Source organism: Achromobacter sp. E1 (assembly GCF_037039475.1).
Lineage (GTDB): Bacteria > Pseudomonadota > Gammaproteobacteria > Burkholderiales > Burkholderiaceae_B > Achromobacter > Achromobacter mucicolens.
On sequence record NZ_CP146253.1, the window covers coordinates 1,856,995 to 1,876,377 of the forward strand.

Genomic DNA, 19,383 nt, shown 5'->3' on the forward strand with positions numbered 1-19,383 from the left:
ATAAAAGAGAAAACGCCCCGACGTCGCACGCGCCACGCTGCGCGGAGCAAGGGGCCCTGGTGGGGACAATCCCAATGATCGAAGTGGATCAAAGCGCGCCCGCGCGCAAGCTCAAGTTCTATCAAATCCTGTATGTGCAGGTGATTTTCGCCATCGTGGTGGGTATCTTGCTTGGCGCCTTCAAACCCGAGCTGGGCCAGCAGATGCAGCCGCTGGGCGATGCGTTCATCAAGCTGGTGAAGATGATCATCGCGCCGGTCATCTTCCTTACGGTGGCCACGGGTATCGCGGCAATGAGCGACCTGAAGAAGGTCGGGCGCGTGGCCGGCAAGGCCATGCTGTATTTCCTGGTGTTCTCGACGCTGGCGCTGGTCGTCGGCATGGTGGTCAGCCATATCGTGCAGCCCGGCGCCGGCATGCACATCGATCCGTCGACGCTCGACCAGAAAGCCGTGTCCGGCTATGTCGCGAAGGCGCATGACTCGACCATCACCGGCTTCCTGATGAACGTGATTCCCACGACCATCTTCAGCCCGTTCGTGGGTGGCGACATCCTGCAGGTGCTGTTCGTGGCGGTGCTATTCGGTATTTCACTGGCCATCGTGGGCGAGCGCGGCAAGCCGATCCTGAACTTCATGACGGCGTTGGCGCAGCCCATCTTCAAGATGGTGGCGATCCTGATGAAGGCCGCACCCATCGGCGCCTTTGGCGCGATGGCGTTCACCATCGGCAAGTACGGCATCAAGTCGGTCGTGAACCTGGCGATGCTGGTGGGCACGTTCTACGCCACGTCGGTGCTGTTTGTCGTGGTCGTGCTGGGCCTGGTTGCCCGCTACAACGGCTTCTCGATCCTCAAGCTGGTCCGCTACATCCGCGAAGAACTGCTGCTGGTACTGGGCACGAGTTCGTCGGAAGCGGCGCTGCCCACGCTGATGCAGAAGATGGAGCGCGCCGGCTGTTCGAAGTCGGTCGTCGGCCTGGTGGTGCCCACCGGCTATTCGTTCAACCTGGACGGCACCAACATCTACATGACGATGGCGGCGCTGTTCATTGCGCAGGCCTGCGACATTCCGCTGTCGCTGGGCGACCAGATCCTGCTGCTGCTGGTGGCGATGCTCAGCTCCAAGGGCGCGGCCGGCGTGACCGGTGCGGGCTTCATCACGCTGGCGGCAACGCTGTCGGTGGTGCCGTCGGTGCCGGTTGCCGGCATGGCGCTGATCCTGGGCGTGGACCGTTTCATGTCGGAATGCCGCGCCCTGACGAACCTGGTGGGTAATGCCACCGCCACCGTGGTCGTCGCGCGCTGGGAAGGCGAGCTGGACCAGGAGCAGTTGCATGCCGCGCTGGACAGCGCCAGCACGCCCGCCACGCCGCAACCTCAGGTTGCCATTGGCGAGCCTGCGCGGCAAAGCTGATCGCCTGGGCGCGCTGTGCGGATTTCCGCCAGCGCGCCCGTGCCTGATCCGCGCGCGGCAGTGCGCAAGGTCAAAAAGAAATCCCCCGATGCCTCGCGGCACGGGGGATTTTTCTTGGGGATGCGGGCGGAAATCAGGGCACCTGGATGCCCTCCTCCCGCAGCAGGTTGGCCGTTTCGAAGAGGGGCAGACCCATGACGCCGGTGTAGCTGCCGGCGATGTGCGAGACGAAAGTGCCGGCCAGGCCCTGAATGCCATAGGCGCCCGCCTTGCCGAAGGGCTCGCCGCTGTCGCAGTAACGGGCAATTTCGTCCTCTTGCAAGGCGCGCATTTGGACATGGGTGATGGAGACCGCTTCGAGCAGGCGGTCGCCGCTCCAGACTGCCACGGCGGTATGGACCTCGTGCGCGGCGCCAGACAGCGCGCGCAGGATGCGGATGGCGTCGTCGCGGTCGGCGGGCTTGCCCAGCACCTCGCCCGCCAGGATGACAGTCGTATCGGCCGCGAGCAGCGGCAGTTCGGGCAGCGCTTGCGCGCGCATCCAATCGCGGCCCCGCAAGGCCTTGTCACGGGCGGTGCGCTGTACGTAGTCGGCGGCGCTTTCGCCGGGGTGTTGCGGCTCGTCCTCGCCGGGCGGGGCGGGCACGCGCAGGACTTCGTGCGCCAGGCCGATTTGCGTCAGCAACTCGCGGCGGCGCGGACTGGCGGAGGCGAGATACAGGCGCGGGGACGAACTGGGGGAGTGGGCGGTGTCGGTCATGCGGAGCAGGCCAGGCGCCGCGAGGCGGCGGTCAGGCGCGGTGATAGGGGTGGTTGGTCATGATGGCCCAGGCGCGGTAGAGCTGTTCGGCCAGAACCACGCGCACCATGGGGTGAGGCAACGTGAGGGAAGACAGGCGCAACTGCCCGCTGGCGGATGCCTTGAGCGCGGGATCCAGCCCGTCGGGGCCGCCCACGAGAAACGCGACATCCTGTCCCCCGGCGCGCCATTGTTCCAGCTTTTGCGACAGCGCCATCGTGGTGAGGTCGCGGCCGCGTTCGTCCAGGGCCAGGCGCAGCGCATTGGCGGGCAGGGCCGCCTCGATGCGTTTGGCTTCGGCCGCCATCATCTGGGCGGGCGTCTTGCCGGTGGTGCGGGGTTCGGGCTTGATTTCGCGAAGCTCCAGCGCGCAGTCGGCCGGCAGGCGTTTGGCGTAGTCGTCCCAGGCGGTCTGCACCCAGTCCGGCATCCGCGTGCCCACCGCGACGACGATCAGCTTCACGGCGCGTTCAGTCTTCGTTGTCGTCGTAACCGCTGCCGCTGTCGCTGGCGACCGGGGCGGGACGGGTCGATTCGGGAAGGAGCTTCACGCGCACCGGCTTGCCGCCCCAGATTTCTTCGAGGTTGTAGTACTGGCGGATGGCCGGCTGCATGATGTGCACGACGACATCGCCCAGGTCGACGACGACCCATTCGCCGGTGTCTTCGCCTTCGATGGTGATGCCGGTGAGCGACATGGCGCGGCCGCGATCGGCGACGCTGGACGCGAGGGCGCGCGTCTGGCGGTTGGAGGTGGCGCTTGCAATCACGACGCGATCGAACAGGCTGGTCAGATGCGTGGTGTTGAAGACCTTGATGTCTTGCGCCTTGACGTCTTCGAGGGCGTCGATGACGGCGCGTTGGAGTTTCTGTATATCCATAGCTGCAAATATAACCCGCGCAGTGGCAACGGCGGCTTGCCGGTGGCGCCGGGCGGGGAGGGGTTTATCGGTAGAGCTTGTGCGCCGCAATATAAGCGGCGACGGATGCATCGAGCAGTCCGTCGGTGGATTCGCCTTGCGACAGGCGCCGGCGGATTTCAGAAGCGGACACAGGCATGGGCGGAAACGGCAGTTCCTGCAGAACGCGACCCTGTTCGCGCAGCCACTGCGCCAGTTCCGGCGGCGCGCTGAGGGCTGTGCCGGGGCGGGTGGCCACGGCCAGGTCGACCAGGCTGGCGATGTCGCGCCAATTGCGCCAGGTGCAGAAGTTGGCGAGCTGATCGGCGCCCAGCAGCCACACGTAGCGCGCGTCCTGCGGCAGCGCGCGCAGCGTGTCGATGGTGTAGGTGGCGCCGCCCCGCTCGATTTCGATGGGGTTGACCGCCAGCCCCGGATGGCCGGCGATGGCCAGATCCAGCATGGCGCGGCGCTCTTCGCCGGTGGCGTTCAGCGCGGCACGCTGCCAGGGATTGGCGGCGGGAATGAGCTGCACCTGGGCCAGCCCGAGCGACTGCAAGGCGTTCTGGGCCAACGCGATATGCGCGACGTGGACGGGGTCGAAGCTGCCGCCCAAGAGGCCGATGCGTTTCAAACCCAGTCCCGCGGTTTCAGGTAGTCGGCCAGTTCGGCCTCGGGCGTGCGGGGCTGCGGTTGCCAGTCGTAGCGCCACTGCGCGATGGGCGGCATGGACAGCAGGATCGATTCGGTGCGGCCGCCCGATTGCAGGCCAAACAGCGTGCCGCGGTCAAAGACCAGGTTGAATTCGACGTAACGGCCCCGGCGGTAGGCCTGGAAATCGCGTTCGCGCTCGGTGTAGGCGATGCCGCGGCGCTTGTCGACGATGGGCAGGTAGCTGTCCAGAAAAGCGTCGCCAACTGACCGGGTCAGCGCGAAGGACGCGTCGAACCCGGGGGCGTTCAGGTCGTCGAAAAAGACGCCGCCGATGCCGCGGGTTTCGTTGCGGTGCTTGAGGAAGAAATATTCGTCGCACCAGCGCTTGTAGCGCGGGTAGTAATCGGGACCGTGGGGCGCCAGCGCGTCCCGGCATACCGTGTGGAAATGGCGCGCGTCTTCTTCGAACGGATAGTACGGGGTGAGGTCGATGCCGCCGCCGAACCAGAAGACGTCGGCCTCGTCGTGGCCGGGCCGCGCCGCCGCGACGAACATGCGCACGTTCATGTGTGTGGTGGGCACGTACGGATTGCGCGGATGCAGCACCATGGACACGCCCATGGCTTCCCACGAGCGGCCCGCGAGCTCCGGGCGATGCGCGCTGGCGGACGGCGGCAGCTTGGAGCCCTTGACGTGGCTGAACAGCACGCCGGCGCGCTCGAAGAGTTGGCCCCCTTCGAGCAGGCGCGACAGCCCGCCGCCGCCCTCCGGCCGCACCCATTCGTCGGCGCGGAAGGGGCCGCCTTCGGCCGTTTCCAGCGCGCCCACGATGCGGGCTTGCAGGCCGGTGAGGTAGTCCCGGACGGCGGAGACGGGCAGAGCGGTCATGGGCGGTTCCGTTTATGCGTTGGACTTGGGCTTTTGCTGCGAGGGCTTGAGCGCGCGCCAGCCGATGTCGGTGCGGTACTGGCGGCCATCGAAGTGGATGCGGTCGATGGCTTCGTAGACGCGATCGCGCGCCATCTTGACGGAGTCGCCCAGCGCGGTGACGCACAGCACGCGGCCGCCGGTGGTCTTGATGTCTTCGCCGTCGAGCTGGGTGGCGGCGTGAAAGACCATGCAGTCTTCGGCGTCGGCGGGCAGGCCGCGGATGACGTCGCCGGTGCGCGGCGTGTTGGGGTAGTTGTGGGCGGCCAGCACGGCGCCCAGGGCGGTGCGGCGGTCCCAGACGATGTCGGCCTGGTCGAGCGTGCCTTCGACGGCGTGCTCGAGCGCGTCGAGCAGGTCGCTCTTGACGCGCATCATGATGGGCTGGGTTTCGGGGTCGCCCATGCGGCAGTTGAATTCCAGCGTCTTGATTTCGCGGTCGGGATCGTCGCCCGGGGCGATCATCAGGCCGGCGTACAGGAAGCCCGTGTACGGAATCCCGTCGCGCGTCATGCCCTGCACGGTCGGCAGGATGATTTCGCGCATGATGCGGTGATGCAGTTCGGGGGTGACGATGGGCGCGGGCGAGTAGGCGCCCATGCCGCCCGTGTTGGGGCCGCGGTCGCCGTCCTGCAGGCGCTTGTGGTCCTGGCTGGTGGCCAGGGCGAGCACGTTGCGGCCATCGCACATGACGATAAAGCTGGCTTCTTCGCCAACCAGGCATTCCTCGATGACGACGCGCGCGCCGGCTTCGCCCATGGAGCCGTCGCCCAGCATGGCGTCGACGGCGGCGTGCGCTTCTTCGAGGGTGGCGGCAACCACGACGCCCTTGCCGGCGGCCAGGCCGTCGGCCTTGATGACGATGGGCGCGCCTTCCTGGTCGATGTAGGCGTGGGCCTTGGCCGGGTCGGTGAAGGTTTCGTAGCGCGCGGTCGGGATGTTGTGCCGGACCATGAAGGCCTTGGCGTAATCCTTGGAGCTTTCAAGCTGCGCGGCGGCCTTGGTGGGGCCGAAGATCTTCAGGCCACGGGCGCGGAAGACGTCGACCACGCCGGCGGCCAGGGGCGCCTCGGGGCCGACGACCGTCAGGGCGATGCCCTCGCGCTGGACGAAGTCGGCCAGTTCCTCGGCATTGGTGAGCGGGATGTTCTCCATCTGCTCGGCCCGTTGCGTGCCGCCGTTGCCCGGAGCGACGTACACCTTGTGTACGCGCGGGGAGCGGGCCAGCCGCCAGGCGAGGGCATGTTCGCGGCCGCCCGAGCCAATAACCAGGAGTTTCATGTTGCGTGAGTCTGAAGAGGCGCGCAGGCGGGCGGAGCCGCCGGCGCGCCAGGAAAGGGAGATTTACTGCGCTTCGTCGAAAATGACGGTCGTATAGACTTCCTGCACGTCGTCCAGGCTTTCCAGGGCGTCGAGCAGTTTCTGCATCTTGACGGCGTCGTCGCCGGCCAGTTCGGTTTCGTTCAGGGCTTTCATGACGATGCCGTCGACTTCGGCCTTCAGGCCGGCGTCGTCGAAGGCCTTGCGCACGGCCGCGTAGTCGGACGGGGCGCAGACGACTTCGATCACGCCTTCTTCGTCGGTGGTGACGTCTTCGGCGCCGGCCTCGAGCGCGGCTTCCATGACCTTGTCTTCGGGGGTGCCGGGGGCGAACACGAATTGGCCGCAGTGCTTGAACATGAAGGCGACGGAGCCTTCCTGGCCGAGGTTGCCGCCGTTCTTGGAGAACGCGTGGCGGACTTCGGCGACGGTGCGGGTGCGGTTGTCGGTCATGCAGTCGACGATGACCGCCGCTCCGCCGATGCCGTAGCCTTCGTAGCGGACTTCTTCGTAGGCCTCTCCGTCGGCGCCGCCGGCGCCGCGCTGGATGGCGCGCTGGATGTTGTCCTTGGGCATGTTGGCGTCGGTGGCCTTGTCCCAGGCCATGCGCAAACGGGGGTTGCTGTCCGGGTCGGGGCCGCCGGCGCGCGCCGCCACGGTGATTTCACGAATGATCTTGGTCCAGAGCTTTCCGCGCTTGGCGTCTTGGCGCCCTTTGCGGTGCTGAATATTGGCCCATTTGCTGTGTCCGGCCATGGCTTCCCAGGAAAATGTGTCTGCAAAGACGGCATTTTACCGTGCCGGCGGCCCTCCCGTCCGGCTAGAGGGCCGCTTGTGTCCATATAGCCACGCGCACAAGCCGCGCGGCAGGCTCTACACTTGGGCATCCATTTGATCCCTGGTCCGGAGCCGCTCATGCCCACCCCCCTTGTCATCGCCAAGAACGCGCAGACCGAGTTGGCGCTGCTGCCGGCGCTGGCCAACCGCCACGGATGCATCACCGGCGCCACGGGCACGGGCAAGACCGTCACCCTGCAGGTCCTGGCCGAATCCTTTTCCCGGATCGGCACGCCGGTCTTCATGGCGGACGTGAAAGGCGATCTGACCGGTATTTCGCAGGCCGGCGTGCCCAGCCCCAAGCTGCAGGAACGCCTGAAGAACCTGGGCCTGGCGGAACCCGCCTGGGGCGCCAGCCCCGTCGCGCTGTGGGACGTCTTTGGCGAGCAGGGGCTGCCCGTGCGGGCGACCATCACCGACATGGGGCCGTTGCTGCTGTCGCGCATCCTGGAATTGAACGACACGCAGGAAGGCGTCCTGACCCTGGTTTTCAAGGTGGCGGACGACGAAGGGCAACTGCTGCTGGACCTGAAGGACTTGCGGGCGATGCTGCAGAACGTGGCCGACCGGGCCGGCGAGTTGAAGACCCGTTACGGCAATGTGTCCGCGGCCAGTGTCGGCGCTATCCAGCGCGGCCTGCTGGCGCTGGAATCCCAGGGCGCGGAGAAGTTCTTTGGCGAGCCGATGCTGGACGTGGCCGACCTGATGCGCGTGGACGCGCAGGGCCGGGGCATCGTCAACGTGCTGGCGGCCGACAAGCTGATGCAGGCGCCGCGCCTGTACGCCATCTTCCTCTTGTGGCTGCTGGCCGACCTCTACGAAAAGCTGCCCGAAGTTGGCGACATGGATCAGCCCAAGCTCGTTTTCTTCTTCGACGAGGCGCACCTGCTGTTCAACGACGCCCCGCAGGCGCTCCTGACGAAGATCGAGCAGGTCGTGCGCCTGGTCCGCTCCAAGGGGGTGGGCGTTTATTTCGTGACGCAGAATCCGCTGGATATCCCGGATACCGTGCTGGGGCAGTTGGGCAATCGCGTCCAGCATGCCTTGCGGGCGTTCACGCCGCGCGACCAGAAAGCCGTCAAGACCGCCGCGCAGACCATGCGCCCCAATCCGGGCCTGGATATCGAAGCCGCCATCACGGAGCTGGGCGTGGGCGAGGCGCTGGTGTCGCTGCTGGATGCCAAGGGGCGGCCCATGCCGACCGAGCGGGCGTACATCGTGCCGCCGGGCAGCCGCATCGGACCGGCCACAGACGCCGAGCGGCAGGCGCTGCGCCAAGGCAACCCCCTGGCGGCCAAGTATGAAAAGGCGGTCGACCGGGAATCCGCCTATGAAATCCTGGCGGGCCGCGCGGCGGTTCCCGCCGAACCGGGCGCCGCCCAGGACGCGCCGGCCCGGGCGGGGCAGCCGGCCCCCAAGACAGGCGAGCCGCCTGCCTCAGACAGCGGCGGGCTGATGGACAGCCTGAAGGACGTGCTGTTCGGATCGACCGGACCGCGCGGCGGCAAGCGCGACGGCGTGGTGCAGACCATCGCCAAAAGCTCGGCCAGGTCCATCGCGCGGGAACTGACGCGCGGCATTCTGGGATCGTTGCTGGGATCGAAGGGCCGGCGCTAAGCCGCATGGACGCTGATCGTCCCATGCCGCCGTCCATTCCCGCCACCCATTTGGGGGCGGGGTATTTGTGTTGCGCACATTTATGCCTAAGATTGCGGGCGGTGTATCAATGAAAACCAAAGGAAGACACGGTGGCTAAGAAACACAAAATTGCAGTGCTCCCAGGAGACGGAATCGGCAAGGAGGTCGTGCCGGAAGGTTTGAAGGTGCTGGATGCCGTGGCGGCGCGGTTCGGAATCGACTTCCAGTGGGACCATTTCGACTGGAGCTGCGACTACTACGCCAAGCACGGCAAGATGATGCCGGACGACTGGAAGGACCAGATCGGCCAGCACGAGGCCATTTTCTTCGGCTCGATCGGCTGGCCCGCCACGGTGCCCGATCACGAGGCGCTGTGGGGCTCGCTGTTCAAGTTCCGCCGTGAATTCGATCAGTACATCAATCTGCGTCCGGTGCGGCTGATGCCCGGCGTGCCCTCGCCGCTGGCCGATCGTAAGCCTGGCGAGATCGATTTCTTCATCGTGCGCGAGAACACGGAAGGCGAATATTCCAATAGCGGCGGCCGCCTGTTCGAGGGCACCGACCGCGAAGTGGTCATCCAGGAAAGCGTCTTCACGCGCATCGGCGCCGAGCGCGTGCTGAAGTTCGCATTCGAGCTGGCGCAAAAGCGCGGCAAGCACCTGACCGCCGCCACCAAGTCCAACGGCATTTCCATCTCGATGCCCTGGTGGGACGAGCGCGTTGCCGACATGGCCGGGAACTATCCCGATGTGCGCTGGGACAAATACCACATCGACATCCTGTGCGCGCACTTCGTGCAGCATCCGGACTGGTTCGATGTGGTGGTGGCTTCCAACCTGTTCGGCGATATCCTGTCCGACCTGGGGCCGGCCTGCACGGGCACCATCGGCATTGCGCCGTCGGCGAACCTGAATCCGGAACGGAAATTTCCGTCGCTCTTCGAACCAGTGCATGGCTCTGCGCCGGACATTTATGGCAAGGGCATCGCCAACCCCATCGGACAGATCTGGAGCGGGGCATTGATGCTGGATTTCTTGGGGTATCCCGACGCGTCGGCCGCCGTGGTCAAGGCAATCGAAACCGTGCTGGCCGATGGCCCACGGACGCGGGATATGAAAGGCAACGCTTCGACAGCCGAGGTCGGTGACGCAATTGCTTCGCTGGTCCGGGGCGGTTAAGTGCAGTTGCGGGCAGGCCTGTCTGGTTAGTAGATGAACGACTCGATTTTTTCTCCTCCCTCCGATCACGTGGGCGGCGGGCGGGCCGACCGGTTTGTCCGCAAGCTTTTCCGCATGCTGCGTTCGCGCACGCAGCGGCACAATCAGCACCTGTGGCCGTTCGTGCGGATCTGGCGGGACAAGGAGGGCGCAATCAGCGCCTATCGTGCGTTCGGCCGTTCATTGCGCATCACTCCCTTGTCGCAGGGCTACGACCCTGCCGACAAGGTGGTGCACTTGATCCTGAGCGGCCCTTCGATCTCCGAGATCCCGTACGACCGCATGGATATCGGCGTGGCGATGGGCGTAAATGGCTCCATCGCGCTGTCGCGCAAGTTCGACCTGCAGTTCAAGTATTACTGCATCATCGACCAGAACTTCGTGCGGGACCGCATTGAGCTGGTGCGCGATATCGTCGGGCGCGACCTGACGCTGTATGTGTTTCCCGAAGTTCTGCGCTACATCATGCAGGGCATTCCGCAGGAGCAAATCCGCTGCCGCATCTGCATCATCGAGCTGATCTCCCGGCGCGCCTACGAGCGCAGCGTTGCGCCAGCAGTGCTCAAGCGCATTGCCGCTGCCTCGCCTGATGTTGAACTGCTGGACGCCAAACAGGGGCTGGGCTACAGCTTCGATGCGTCGCTGGGCGTGTTCGATGCCGATACCGTGGCCTATGCGGCGCTGCAGGTCCTGATGTCCGGCGGCGCGCGCGAGGTCTACGTGCATGGGCTGGACCTGACCGTGCAGGGCGGATTGCGTTTCTACGATGAAGGCGGCAAGCCGCAGACCAGCCGGCTGACGCGCAACTTTCCGAAGTTCATCGAGCCGTCATTCCGCTTTGCGTCGCCGCTGTGGCGCGAGCGCGGGGTGTCCGTGTTCAATCTGTCTCCGGTCAGCGCGCTGTCGGCCGACATCATCGAACGCAAGGACTGGCAAACGCTGCTCAGGGACTGATCCGCATGGACCAAAAGGAAAAGGCGCCGCGAGGCGCCTTGTCATTGGGCCATGCCGCGCGGATCAGTGCGCGCCCGCCGCCGCTTCCGCCGCGCCGCCGCCACCCGACTTGGACGACCGCGGCCGCGCAAACCACACCAGGCCCGTCAGCAGCAGGAAGATGACCGCCGACGCATAGAACACGTCCGTTGCCGACATGGTGAAGGCCTGCGCGTTGATCATCCCGTCCACCATCGTGAGGGCCTGTTGGTGCGAGACGCCCAGGCCGTTCCGCAAGGTGTTCATGGTCTGGTCGAACGCCTGTTGGCCGGGCTTGGCGATTTCGGTCAGCTGCGCGTGATGCAGGGTGGCTCGGTTTTCCCACAACGTCGTGGAGATCGACGTGCCGAAGGCGCCCGCCGTCAGCCGCAGGAAGTTCGACAGGCCCGACGCGGCCGGGATGCGCCAGGGCTCGATGCTCGAGAGCGTAATCGACGTGAGCGGCACGAAGAACGCCGCCATCGCCGCACCCTGGATGATCGTCGGGATCATCAGCGTGCGCACGTCCGTCTGCGTATTGAACCCGGAGCGCATGAAGCAGACCAGCGCAAAGATCAGGAAGGCAACCGTGACGAGTTGCCGCGGATCGCGCGTGGCCAGCATCTTGCCCACGATGGGCGTCAGCAGGATCGCCAGAAGTCCCACGGGCGCGGTGACAAGGCCCGCATAGGTTGCCGTGTAGCCCATATTGCTTTGCAGCCACAGCGGCAGCAGCACGACGTTGCCGAAGAAGACGCCATAGGCCACCGCCAGCGTCAGTGCGCCGACCGTGAAGTTGCGGACCTTGAACAGGCGCAGGTCCACGACGGGGTGCGCGTCGGTGAGCTCCCAGATCAGGAAGAAGACAAAGGCGACGAAGGCGATAGCCGCCAGCGCGATGATGGTGGGGCTGGCGAACCAGTCCAGCTCCTTGCCCTTGTCCAGCATGATCTGCAGCGCGCCCACCCAGACCACGAGCAGGACGAGGCCCAGCTTGTCGATGGGCAGCTTGCGCGTGACCGATTCCCGGTTGCCGTAGATGCGCCAGCTGATCCATGCGGCCAACAGGCCCACCGGCACGTTGATGTAGAAGATCCAGGGCCAGGTGTAGTTGTCTGAAATCCAGCCGCCCAGCAGGGGGCCGGCCACCGGCGCCACCAGCGTGGTCATGGACCAGACCGCCAGCGCCATGCCCGCCTTGGATTTCGGAAAGCTGGCCAGCATCAGTGTCTGCGACAGCGGGATCATCGGGCCGGCGACGGCGCCTTGCAACACGCGGAAGGCGATCAGCGCCTCTAGCGACGGCGAGAAGCCGCACAGCCAGGAGGCCAGCACGAAGAGCAGCGTGGAGATCAGGAACAGGCGCACCTGGCCGAATCGCTGCGTGAGCCAGCCGGTAAGCGGCACCGTGATGGCGTTGGCCACCGCGAACGACGTGATCACCCAGGTGCCCTGGCTGGTGCTTACGCCCAGGTCGCCCGAGATGGTGGGGATGGAGACGTTCGCGATAGACGTGTCCAGCACGTTCATGAAGACCGCGGTCGACAAGGCGATGGACCCGATGATGCGGGTCGCGCCTTCCAGAGGCGGATGGGTGCCCGGCGGGCGGGCGGCGTCGGGGGGCGCGCCGGCGCCCGCGGGCTGGGCGGCTGTGCTCATGATGCGATGTTGGCGGCGATGATCTTCGCGATCATCGCATCGACTTCATTGTGGGCGGGTTCGAAGGCGCGGGTCGACCAGGCCGGTTCCTTGCGCGCCACTTGCGTGAGCGGGGCGCCGTCGTCCTTGCCCACGTCGACTTCCACGTCCATCGACAAGCCCACGCGAAGCGGATGCTGCTTCAGGTCTTCGGGGTCCAGCGTGATCCGCACGGGGACGCGCTGCACCACCTTGATCCAGTTGCCCGTGGCGTTCTGGGCGGGAAGCAGGGCGAAGGCGCTGCCCGTGCCGGCATCCAGGCCGGCGACGGTGCCGTGGTAGGTGACCGAGCTGCCGTACAGATCGGCCACCATCTTGACCGGCTGGCCGATGCGCATCTTGCGCAACTGGCCTTCCTTGAAGTTGGCTTCGACCCAGACCTGGTCCAGCGGCACCACGGTCATCAGCGCGGCGCCGGGGGCAACGCGCTGGCCGACCTGCGCGGTGCGGCGCGCGATCACGCCGCCCACGGGGGCGGGCAGCACGGTGCGCGACTGGGCAAGCCACGCATTGCGCAGCTCGGCGGCCGCCTGGCGCACGTCGGGGTGGTCTGCCACCGTGGTGCCTTGCGTCAGGGCCTGGTTGGTGGCCAGCTTGGCCTGCGCGGCGGCCAGCGCCGCCTTGGCTTGCGCGACGCCGGACTGGGCCGACTTGAGCGCGACCTCGGCGTGCAGGATTTCCTCGCCGCTGACGCCGCCCGACTTGGCGAGCTGCTGGCGGCGCTTGACGTCGCTTTGGGCGCGGGTCAGCTCGGCCTGGGCGCGCAGGATGTCGGCATTGCGCAGGTCGACGTCGGCCGCCAGCGCATCGTTCTGCACGTAGTAGGTCTGCACCTGGCGCACGGTCTGCGCCAGCTTGGCTTGCGCCTGCTGCAGGGCGACGTCGGTGTCGGCGGGATCGAGGCGGACCAGCGGCTGGCCGGCCGTGACGGTTTCGGTATCGTCGGCTTCGATGGCGACCACGGTGCCGGGCACCTGCGGCGTGATTTGCACCAGATTGCCGTGCACGTAGGCGTCGTCGGTGCTTTCGAAGTGCGCGCCGAACAACGCCCACCAGATGCCATAGGCGATCGCGATGACGATGAAGGCTCCGGTCGCGAGCAGCAGCAGGCGTTTACGGGCGGGATGGGTTGTGGGAGTGGCAGCGTTCATGACGTCTGAATCCGGGATCGTTCAATGAATGGAGTTCGGGGCCGGCTCGGCCGGGGCCGCGTAGCCGCCGCCCAGGGCGGTGGCCAGGTTGGCGTCGAGCTGATAGGCGCGGATGCGCAGGTCCGTGTCAAGGCGCGCCTGCGTCAGCACGCCGGTCTGGGCGATCAGCACGGAGATGTAGTTGCCCATGCCTGCCTTGTAACGGTTGACGGCGAGCGCGTAGGCGGCCTCGATGGCCTCGCGCGCCTGGCGTTGCTGGGCCTTTTCCTGATCCAGCAGGCGCAGGCCGTCCAGTGCGTCGGCGACCTGGTGCGCGGCGTCCAGCACGGTCTGGTTGTAGTCCGACACCGCCAGGTCCGCGTCGGCACGGCGGCCCGCCAGGTTGGCATTGAGTTCGCCACCGTGGAAGATGGGCAGCGTGATCGCCGGACCGATCCCGGCCATGCGGGCGTCCGCGCCCAGCAGGTTGCCGGTGCCAATGGCCTGGAAGCCGACGAAGGCGACCAGGTTCACGTTGGGGTAGAACTCGGCCTTGGCCGCGTCGATGGTGTGGCGCGCCGCCTCGGCGCGCCAGCGGGCGGCCGTGACGTCGGGACGATGCCCCAGCAGGTCGAGCGGAACGCTGGCCGGCACGGCGCCTGCCGGCGCGGTCAGCGTCACTTGAACCAGATCCTGTCCGCGCTGCGGGCCGGCGCCGGCCAGCGCGGCGACCTGATTGCGCAGCTGGGCGATCGTCGTGTCGGTCTGGGTCAGTTCGACCTTGCCGGAGGCCAGCGACGATTCCGCCTGCTTGACCTCGACCTGCGTGTCCAGGCCCGCGGCGTAGCGGCCCTGCGTCAGCGACAGCACCTCGGCGCGCTGCGCGATCACCCGGTTCAACACGTCGCGCTGCGCAAAGGCGTTCTGCAGGTTCAGGTAGGCGCGCACGGTGGCGCTGGCGAGCAGGTTGCGCGCGGCCTGCGCATCGGCGCTGGCGGCTTCCTGCTGCGACACGGCGGACTGCAGGCGTGAGCGGTTCTTGCCCCAGAAGTCCAGTTCATAGCTGAAATCAAGCGCCAGCCGGTTGTCGCTGACGACCGAGCCGCCCAGTGGCGCGGGGTAGATGTAGTCCTTGGACAGGTGCTCGCGATTGAGCGTGTAGCCTGCGTCCACCCGCGGCAGCAGCGGCGCGCGCGCGATGCCGACGGCGGCGTTGGCCTTGGCCAGGCGCGCCTGCGCGGCGCTCATCGACGGACTGTTTGCCAGCGCTTCGGTCATCAGCGCATTGAGCTGCGAATCGCCGTAGCGTTCCCACCACTGCGCGGCGGGCCATTCGGTGGCCTGCCCGGTCAGCCCGAGTTTGGCGGCGTCAAGCTCGGCGACGGGCTTTGGCGCCGGCTCCATCAGCGCGCAACCGGTGAGGGCGAGCACCAATGCGATAGATAAAAGGCGTTTCATCCTGACTGTTAGCTGAAAGTAATTGATTGATCTGTATTTGCCTAGGCAACGATTATGCCAAATAAAAACCCCGGCTCCCGCTCGGGGTGTGGGCGTCAGCGCTCGGGGGCGGCGCCGGAGGCGGACCCGTTGGCGATCATCCGGCGCATGAAGTGCATGAGCTGGGTGACTTCGTCGGTGGAGAAGCCGCGCAGGTGGTGGTTCAGCGCACGGGCGATGTTGGCGGGGATGAGGCGGGCCTTGGCCTCGCCCAGTTCGGTCAGTTCGATCTTGACCACCCGGCGGTCTTCCTGGCTACGGTTACGGCGCAGCAGGCCCTTGGCTTCCAGGCGGTCCAGCGCGCGGGTCATGGCGCCGGTGTCCATGTCGTTCAGGCGGGCCAGTTCGGCGGGCGTGTCGGCGCGGCCCAGGAACACCATGGCCAGGGGGCGCCATTGCATCGCGGTGAGATCGAGGGGCGCCATCTCCTGGTCGAGCATCCGGGTCAGGGAGTGGTAGACCAGCTTGATGAGGTAGCCCGCGTTCTCTTCCGCCATACACCGCGTGTCGTTGCGGTAATGGATGGGAGCGTCGGACGGCTCGGAGGATACGGGCGAGGGCGGGGAGGGCGCGTCAGTCATGCGCCGAATTTTACTGCCTAGTCAGTTATTGTCGAGGCTGTATTTTCGCGGGCTGCTCGGACGCCGGCGCCTGCTTGCGCAGTCCCGACCACACGATGGCTGCGACGATCAGCGCGGCGCCGGCCAGCATGCGCGGAGTGGGCTGCTGGCTGAAAAGCATCCAGGCGAACGCAATGGCGTAGACCGGCTCCAGGGCGATGACAAGCCCCGCGCTGCGGGCATTCAGGCGGGTCAGGCTGGACACGAACAGGTAATGGGACAGCCCGGTGCAGAAAATGCCCAGGAGCGCCAGCCAGAACCAGTCCAGCGCGTGCACGGCGGGCAACTGGCCGACGGCAAAGGGCACCATCACCAATGCGACCACCACGTTTTGCCAGCAGGCCACCTGCATCGGGTCCATGCCGGAGGCCGAGCGGCGGTTGCTCAAGGCGAGCAGGGCAAAGGTCAGGCCGGACAGAATGCCCCACGCCAGCCCGATGGTGCCCTGGTCTGCGAGGTCGAACGACGGCGTGACGAGCACCAGCCCGGCGGTCACCAGACCCAACAGCAGCCATTCGGCCAGACGGACTCGCTCGCGGAAAAGGAGTCCTTCGAATAGCGTGATGAACGCGGGAAAGCTGGCAAAGCCGAGCGTCGCGATGGCGATGCCGCCCACCTTGACGGAAATGAAGAAAGTGACCCAGTGCGCCGCGAGCAGCGCGCCCGCGATCACCAGCACGAACAACTGGGCCGGCGTCAGCGCGCCCAGCAGCGGTTTGCGGCGCATCCGCGCAAAGATGCCCAGCGACACGACCGCGAATGCCGCGCGTCCCAGCGTGATGACCGCTGCGCTGGCCTGGATCAGTTCGCCGAACACGCCGGTCAGGCCGAATAGCACGGCGGCAAGATGGATATAGGTGAGCGCGCGGTGTCGAGTCATGCTGCGAAAGAAGCGGATTGCATCAGAGAAGGCGTGCAATTATTTTTGCGGTGAATTTAAAATCATCGCATGAATCGTATTGCCAAGCTTACGGCGCTCCCGCTGGCGTCCAGCCGCGCTGCCGGGATCGCCATGGCGGTGCTTGGCGCGATCCTCTTTTCCGCCAAGGCCATCGTCGTCAAGTTCACCTACCGCTACGGCATCGACGCGGTCACGCTGATCGCGTTTCGCATGCTGTTCGCGATGCCGTTCTTCGCGGTGGTGGCGTGGCGCCAGTCGCGCCGCGCGGCGCGGGGCGAGATCGTGACGATGACCACGAAGGAACGCCTGCAGGTGTGCGTGCTGGGCCTTCTGGGTTATTACCTGTCCAGCTTCCTGGACTTCCTGGGGCTGCGTTACATCACCGCCAGCCTCGAACGCCTGATCCTGTTTCTGTCGCCCTCGCTCGTCGTGCTGCTGTCGGCCCTCTGGTTCAAACGCCCGATCGAACGCCGGCAATGGCTGGCCATGGTGCTGTCCTACGCGGGCGTGGTGCTGGTGTTCGCGCATGATCTGTCCTTCGGCGGGGGCAGCGAGGTGCTGTTAGGGTCTTTGTTCGTTTTTGGCTCGGCCGCAAGCTATTCTGTGTACCTCATATGTTCCGGGGAACTGATCAAGCGGATTGGCCCGACGCGGCTGGTGGCCTATGCCATGCTCGTGTCGTGCGTGGCCTGCATTATCCAGTTCTTCGTCGTGCATCCGCCGTCGATGCTGATCCAGCCCGCCGCGGTCTACGGTTACTCGATCATTCACGCCACCCTGAATACGGTGGTGCCGGTGTTCATGCTGATGTGGGCGGTGTCGCTGATCGGCGCGCCTACCGCGTCGCTGCTGGGCATGGTGGGACCGGTGTCGGTGCTGTTTCTCGCGTCGTGGTTCCTGGACGAGCCCATCACGGTGTGGCAAATGGGCGGAACCGTCCTGGTGCTGGCGGGGGTGTTTGCGTTGATGGGCGGCGGCGCCGCCCGCGCGCCCGCCGGACAGGACGGCAGGAAATTCCCCCGGTGAAGTCTGCAAATTTGGTCAATTCGCGTTATTTCCAATGAAAGGAGGCCAGCATGGCCAGCAATTTCGTCAAGGCAATTCGTATCGAGCAGCACGGTGGTCCCGAAGTCCTGAAGCTGGTCGAGGTGGAAGTGCCGCCGCCGGCCGCCAACGAAGTCACGATCGAGCAGCACGCCGCCGGCCTGAATTTCATCGATATCTATTTCCGCACGGGCTTGTATCCCCATCCGCTGCCGCATGGCCTGGGTTTTGAAGGCGCGGGCGTGGTCACCGCCGTGGGCGCCGACGTCAAGCACCTGAAGAAGGGCGACCGTGTCGCCTACGGCCAGAGCCCCATTGGCGCGTACGCCAAGGCCCGCAATGTGCCGGCCCTGCAGGTCGTCAAGGTGCCCAAGGGCATCGGCTTTGACGAAGCGGCCGCGCTGATGCTCAAGGGCCTGACGGTGCAGTACCTGTTCCGCCAGACCTACCGCCTGCAAGGTGGCGAAACCATCCTGTTCCATGCCGCAGCCGGCGGCGTCGGGCTGATCGCTTGCCAATGGGCCAAGGCCCTGGGCGTCAAGCTCATCGGCACGGTGTCCAGCCCCGAAAAGGCGGAACTGGCTCGCGAAAATGGCGCCTGGGAAACCATCGACTATTCGCGCGAAAACGTGGTCGAACGCGTGCTGGAACTGACGGGCGGCAAGAAGGTGCCGGTCGTGTATGACGGCGTGGGCAAGGACACGTGGGAAACCTCGCTGGACTGCATCGAGCCGCGCGGCCTGATGGTCAGCTTCGGCAACGCGTCCGGTCCGGTGGCAGGCGTGAACCTGGCCGTGCTGAACCAGAAGGGCAGCCTGTACGTGACGCGCCCCTCGCTGGGCATCCACGTGAACACGCTGGAGAAGCTGCAATCGGCTTCCGAAGAGCTGTTCGACCTGGTGCTGAAAAAGAAGATCAAGGTCCGCATCGACCAGCGTTACGCGCTGGAGCAGGCGGGCGAAGCGCAGACGGCGCTGGCGTCGCGCAAGACGACGGGCGCGACGGTGCTGACGCTGGACTGATTGCAGTACTGATCGCACCACAAAGCAAGGCGGCGCCCCGTGGGGCGCCGCGACAGGCCTGGAGGACGCGCTGCGCGGACTGCCGGGCTTTTTTTGATCAGCCGCCGATCAGAGCTTTTCCTCGTTGATGAGGTCTTCCTTGCCGTAGAACTTCACGCCGATGTGAATGCGCTCGCGGCCTTGCGAGCGGCGGTGGCGGTTGGTGTCGCGCAGCGAATAGACGCAGCCGCAGTATTCCTGCTGGTAGAAGTTCTCGCGCTTGCTGATTTCGATCATGCGGGCCGAACCGCCGCCCTTGCGCCAGTTGTAGGTCCAGTAGATCAGATCGTCGTAACGCGCGGCGGCGCGTTCGCCGCAACCGTTGATCTGGTTCATGTCCTTCCAGCGCGAGATGCCGAGCGAGCTGGTGATGGTGTCAAAGCCATGCTCGTGGGCGTAGAGCGCGGTGCGTTCGAAGCGCATGTCAAAGCACGCCGTGCAGCGCTCGCCGCGCTCGGGGGCGTCTTCCATGCCCTTGACGCGTTCGAACCAGTTGTCCATGTCGTAGTCGGCGTCGATGAATTCGATGCCGTGCTGCTCCGCGAAGCGGATGTTCTCCTGCTTGCGGATTTCGTACTCTTTGACCGGATGGATGTTCGGGTTGTAGAAGTAGATCGCGTAATCAATGCCGGAGGCCGTCATGGCCTCCATGACCTCGCCGGAACAGGGCGCGCAGCACGAATGCATCAGCACCTTGCTGCGGCCGGCGGGCAGGTCGAGTTTGGGGCGGACTAGTTCAGACATGGCGGTGGGG

Annotated in this window: 19 protein-coding genes; 6 read left to right on the forward strand and 13 right to left on the reverse strand. The window is 66.0% G+C overall.

All coding sequences use genetic code 11. The annotated features are described in order from the left end of the window. Positions 1 to 74 precede the first annotated feature (74 nt). Complete coding sequence (locus V6V88_RS08495; protein WP_280002081.1) at positions 75 to 1,415, forward strand: dicarboxylate/amino acid:cation symporter; 1,341 nt, start codon at positions 75 to 77, stop codon at positions 1,413 to 1,415. 133 nt (positions 1,416 to 1,548) lie between these two features. Here V6V88_RS08495 and V6V88_RS08500 read toward each other — a convergent pair whose 3' ends face one another. The 7 genes from V6V88_RS08500 to V6V88_RS08530 form a co-directional block, all read right to left on the reverse strand. Next, a complete protein-coding gene (locus tag V6V88_RS08500) occupies positions 1,549 to 2,175 on the reverse strand; it encodes a nucleoside triphosphate pyrophosphatase (RefSeq protein ID WP_223574883.1) in 627 nt (208 codons plus the stop codon). A 31-nt stretch (positions 2,176 to 2,206) separates the two neighbouring features. Next, positions 2,207 to 2,677 carry a 23S rRNA (pseudouridine(1915)-N(3))-methyltransferase RlmH gene (rlmH, locus tag V6V88_RS08505; RefSeq protein WP_056315576.1) on the reverse strand — a complete coding sequence of 157 codons (471 nt, stop codon included), beginning with the start codon at positions 2,675 to 2,677 and terminating at the stop codon, positions 2,207 to 2,209. Positions 2,678 to 2,684: 7 nt separating this feature from the next. Then, positions 2,685 to 3,095 (reverse strand): ribosome silencing factor, encoded by a 411-nt coding sequence (gene rsfS, locus V6V88_RS08510; RefSeq protein WP_062842068.1) that lies wholly within the window; start codon positions 3,093 to 3,095, stop codon positions 2,685 to 2,687. A 64-nt stretch (positions 3,096 to 3,159) separates the two neighbouring features. After that, on the reverse strand, positions 3,160 to 3,747 hold the full coding sequence (gene nadD, locus V6V88_RS08515) for a nicotinate (nicotinamide) nucleotide adenylyltransferase (protein ID WP_223574885.1): 588 nt from the start codon (positions 3,745 to 3,747) through the stop codon (positions 3,160 to 3,162). Next, on the reverse strand, positions 3,744 to 4,655 hold the full coding sequence (gene hemF / locus V6V88_RS08520) for an oxygen-dependent coproporphyrinogen oxidase (RefSeq protein ID WP_223574887.1): 912 nt from the start codon (positions 4,653 to 4,655) through the stop codon (positions 3,744 to 3,746). Before hemF ends, nadD begins: the two co-directional genes overlap by 4 nt. Positions 4,656 to 4,667: 12 nt before the next feature. Further along, positions 4,668 to 5,975, reverse strand: coding sequence for a phosphoribosylamine--glycine ligase (purD, locus tag V6V88_RS08525; RefSeq protein ID WP_056315584.1), 1,308 nt, complete (start codon positions 5,973 to 5,975; stop codon positions 4,668 to 4,670). Between the two features lie 63 nt (positions 5,976 to 6,038). After that, entirely contained in the window at positions 6,039 to 6,770 is a 732-nt protein-coding gene (locus V6V88_RS08530; RefSeq protein ID WP_056315585.1) for a YebC/PmpR family DNA-binding transcriptional regulator, read from the reverse strand. A 159-nt stretch (positions 6,771 to 6,929) separates the two neighbouring features. On the opposite strand from V6V88_RS08530, the gene V6V88_RS08535 reads away from it, so the two are divergent. The 3 genes from V6V88_RS08535 (at position 6,930) to V6V88_RS08545 (ending at position 10,660) form a co-directional block, all read left to right on the forward strand. Then, positions 6,930 to 8,468: a helicase HerA-like C-terminal domain-containing protein gene (locus tag V6V88_RS08535; protein WP_062842065.1), complete on the forward strand. Its 1,539-nt coding sequence runs from the start codon at positions 6,930 to 6,932 to the stop codon at positions 8,466 to 8,468. Between the two features lie 131 nt (positions 8,469 to 8,599). Beyond that, the gene (locus V6V88_RS08540) at positions 8,600 to 9,667 is read left to right on the forward strand and encodes a tartrate dehydrogenase (RefSeq protein ID WP_056315592.1); all 1,068 of its coding nucleotides are present in this window, start codon (positions 8,600 to 8,602) and stop codon (positions 9,665 to 9,667) included. A gap of 33 nt (positions 9,668 to 9,700) precedes the next feature. Continuing rightward, on the forward strand, positions 9,701 to 10,660 hold the full coding sequence (locus tag V6V88_RS08545) for a hypothetical protein (protein WP_062842064.1): 960 nt from the start codon (positions 9,701 to 9,703) through the stop codon (positions 10,658 to 10,660). 63 nt (positions 10,661 to 10,723) lie between these two features. Here the strand turns inward: V6V88_RS08545 and V6V88_RS08550 are convergent, their stop codons facing one another. The 5 genes from V6V88_RS08550 to V6V88_RS08570 all read right to left on the reverse strand — a co-directional run bounded on the left by V6V88_RS08550 (position 10,724) and on the right by V6V88_RS08570 (position 16,503). After that, entirely contained in the window at positions 10,724 to 12,337 is a 1,614-nt protein-coding gene (locus V6V88_RS08550; protein WP_223574891.1) for a DHA2 family efflux MFS transporter permease subunit, read from the reverse strand. Further along, positions 12,334 to 13,527 (reverse strand): efflux RND transporter periplasmic adaptor subunit, encoded by a 1,194-nt coding sequence (locus V6V88_RS08555; RefSeq protein ID WP_062842062.1) that lies wholly within the window; start codon positions 13,525 to 13,527, stop codon positions 12,334 to 12,336. Before V6V88_RS08555 ends, V6V88_RS08550 begins: the two co-directional genes overlap by 4 nt. Before the next feature lie 21 nt (positions 13,528 to 13,548). Continuing rightward, positions 13,549 to 14,964, reverse strand: a complete 1,416-nt coding sequence (locus V6V88_RS08560) for an efflux transporter outer membrane subunit (protein WP_338618819.1) — start codon at positions 14,962 to 14,964, stop codon at positions 13,549 to 13,551. 95 nt (positions 14,965 to 15,059) lie between these two features. Next, entirely contained in the window at positions 15,060 to 15,584 is a 525-nt protein-coding gene (locus V6V88_RS08565; protein WP_062842060.1) for a MarR family transcriptional regulator, read from the reverse strand. A 25-nt stretch (positions 15,585 to 15,609) separates the two neighbouring features. Continuing rightward, positions 15,610 to 16,503: a DMT family transporter gene (locus V6V88_RS08570; protein WP_338618822.1), complete on the reverse strand. Its 894-nt coding sequence runs from the start codon at positions 16,501 to 16,503 to the stop codon at positions 15,610 to 15,612. Between the two features lie 69 nt (positions 16,504 to 16,572). Between V6V88_RS08570 and V6V88_RS08575 the strand changes: the two genes are divergently transcribed. Next, positions 16,573 to 17,550, forward strand: coding sequence for a DMT family transporter (locus tag V6V88_RS08575; protein ID WP_223574893.1), 978 nt, complete (start codon positions 16,573 to 16,575; stop codon positions 17,548 to 17,550). Between the two features lie 50 nt (positions 17,551 to 17,600). After that, positions 17,601 to 18,590 (forward strand): quinone oxidoreductase, encoded by a 990-nt coding sequence (locus V6V88_RS08580; protein WP_338618825.1) that lies wholly within the window; start codon positions 17,601 to 17,603, stop codon positions 18,588 to 18,590. 108 nt (positions 18,591 to 18,698) lie between these two features. Here the strand turns inward: V6V88_RS08580 and V6V88_RS08585 are convergent, their stop codons facing one another. Further along, positions 18,699 to 19,373 (reverse strand): epoxyqueuosine reductase QueH, encoded by a 675-nt coding sequence (locus tag V6V88_RS08585; protein ID WP_128827921.1) that lies wholly within the window; start codon positions 19,371 to 19,373, stop codon positions 18,699 to 18,701. Positions 19,374 to 19,383 lie beyond the last annotated feature (10 nt).

What these genes read in the sequence shown, in the direction of transcription:
- V6V88_RS08495 (WP_280002081.1), top strand. Translation starts at nt 75, where the DNA reads ATGATCGAAGTGGATCAAAGCGCGCCCGCGCGCAAGCTCAAGTTCTAT.
- V6V88_RS08500 (WP_223574883.1), bottom strand. Translation starts at nt 2,175, where the DNA reads ATGACCGACACCGCCCACTCCCCCAGTTCGTCCCCGCGCCTGTATCTC.
- rsfS (WP_062842068.1), bottom strand. Translation starts at nt 3,095, where the DNA reads ATGGATATACAGAAACTCCAACGCGCCGTCATCGACGCCCTCGAAGAC.
- hemF (WP_223574887.1), bottom strand. Translation starts at nt 4,655, where the DNA reads ATGACCGCTCTGCCCGTCTCCGCCGTCCGGGACTACCTCACCGGCCTG.
- purD (WP_056315584.1), bottom strand. Translation starts at nt 5,975, where the DNA reads ATGAAACTCCTGGTTATTGGCTCGGGCGGCCGCGAACATGCCCTCGCC.
- V6V88_RS08530 (WP_056315585.1), bottom strand. Translation starts at nt 6,770, where the DNA reads ATGGCCGGACACAGCAAATGGGCCAATATTCAGCACCGCAAAGGGCGC.
- V6V88_RS08535 (WP_062842065.1), top strand. Translation starts at nt 6,930, where the DNA reads ATGCCCACCCCCCTTGTCATCGCCAAGAACGCGCAGACCGAGTTGGCG.
- V6V88_RS08545 (WP_062842064.1), top strand. Translation starts at nt 9,701, where the DNA reads ATGAACGACTCGATTTTTTCTCCTCCCTCCGATCACGTGGGCGGCGGG.
- V6V88_RS08550 (WP_223574891.1), bottom strand. Translation starts at nt 12,337, where the DNA reads ATGAGCACAGCCGCCCAGCCCGCGGGCGCCGGCGCGCCCCCCGACGCC.
- V6V88_RS08555 (WP_062842062.1), bottom strand. Translation starts at nt 13,527, where the DNA reads ATGAACGCTGCCACTCCCACAACCCATCCCGCCCGTAAACGCCTGCTG.
- V6V88_RS08560 (WP_338618819.1), bottom strand. Translation starts at nt 14,964, where the DNA reads ATGAAACGCCTTTTATCTATCGCATTGGTGCTCGCCCTCACCGGTTGC.
- V6V88_RS08565 (WP_062842060.1), bottom strand. Translation starts at nt 15,584, where the DNA reads ATGACTGACGCGCCCTCCCCGCCCTCGCCCGTATCCTCCGAGCCGTCC.
- V6V88_RS08570 (WP_338618822.1), bottom strand. Translation starts at nt 16,503, where the DNA reads ATGACTCGACACCGCGCGCTCACCTATATCCATCTTGCCGCCGTGCTA.
- V6V88_RS08575 (WP_223574893.1), top strand. Translation starts at nt 16,573, where the DNA reads ATGAATCGTATTGCCAAGCTTACGGCGCTCCCGCTGGCGTCCAGCCGC.
- V6V88_RS08580 (WP_338618825.1), top strand. Translation starts at nt 17,601, where the DNA reads ATGGCCAGCAATTTCGTCAAGGCAATTCGTATCGAGCAGCACGGTGGT.
- V6V88_RS08585 (WP_128827921.1), bottom strand. Translation starts at nt 19,373, where the DNA reads ATGTCTGAACTAGTCCGCCCCAAACTCGACCTGCCCGCCGGCCGCAGC.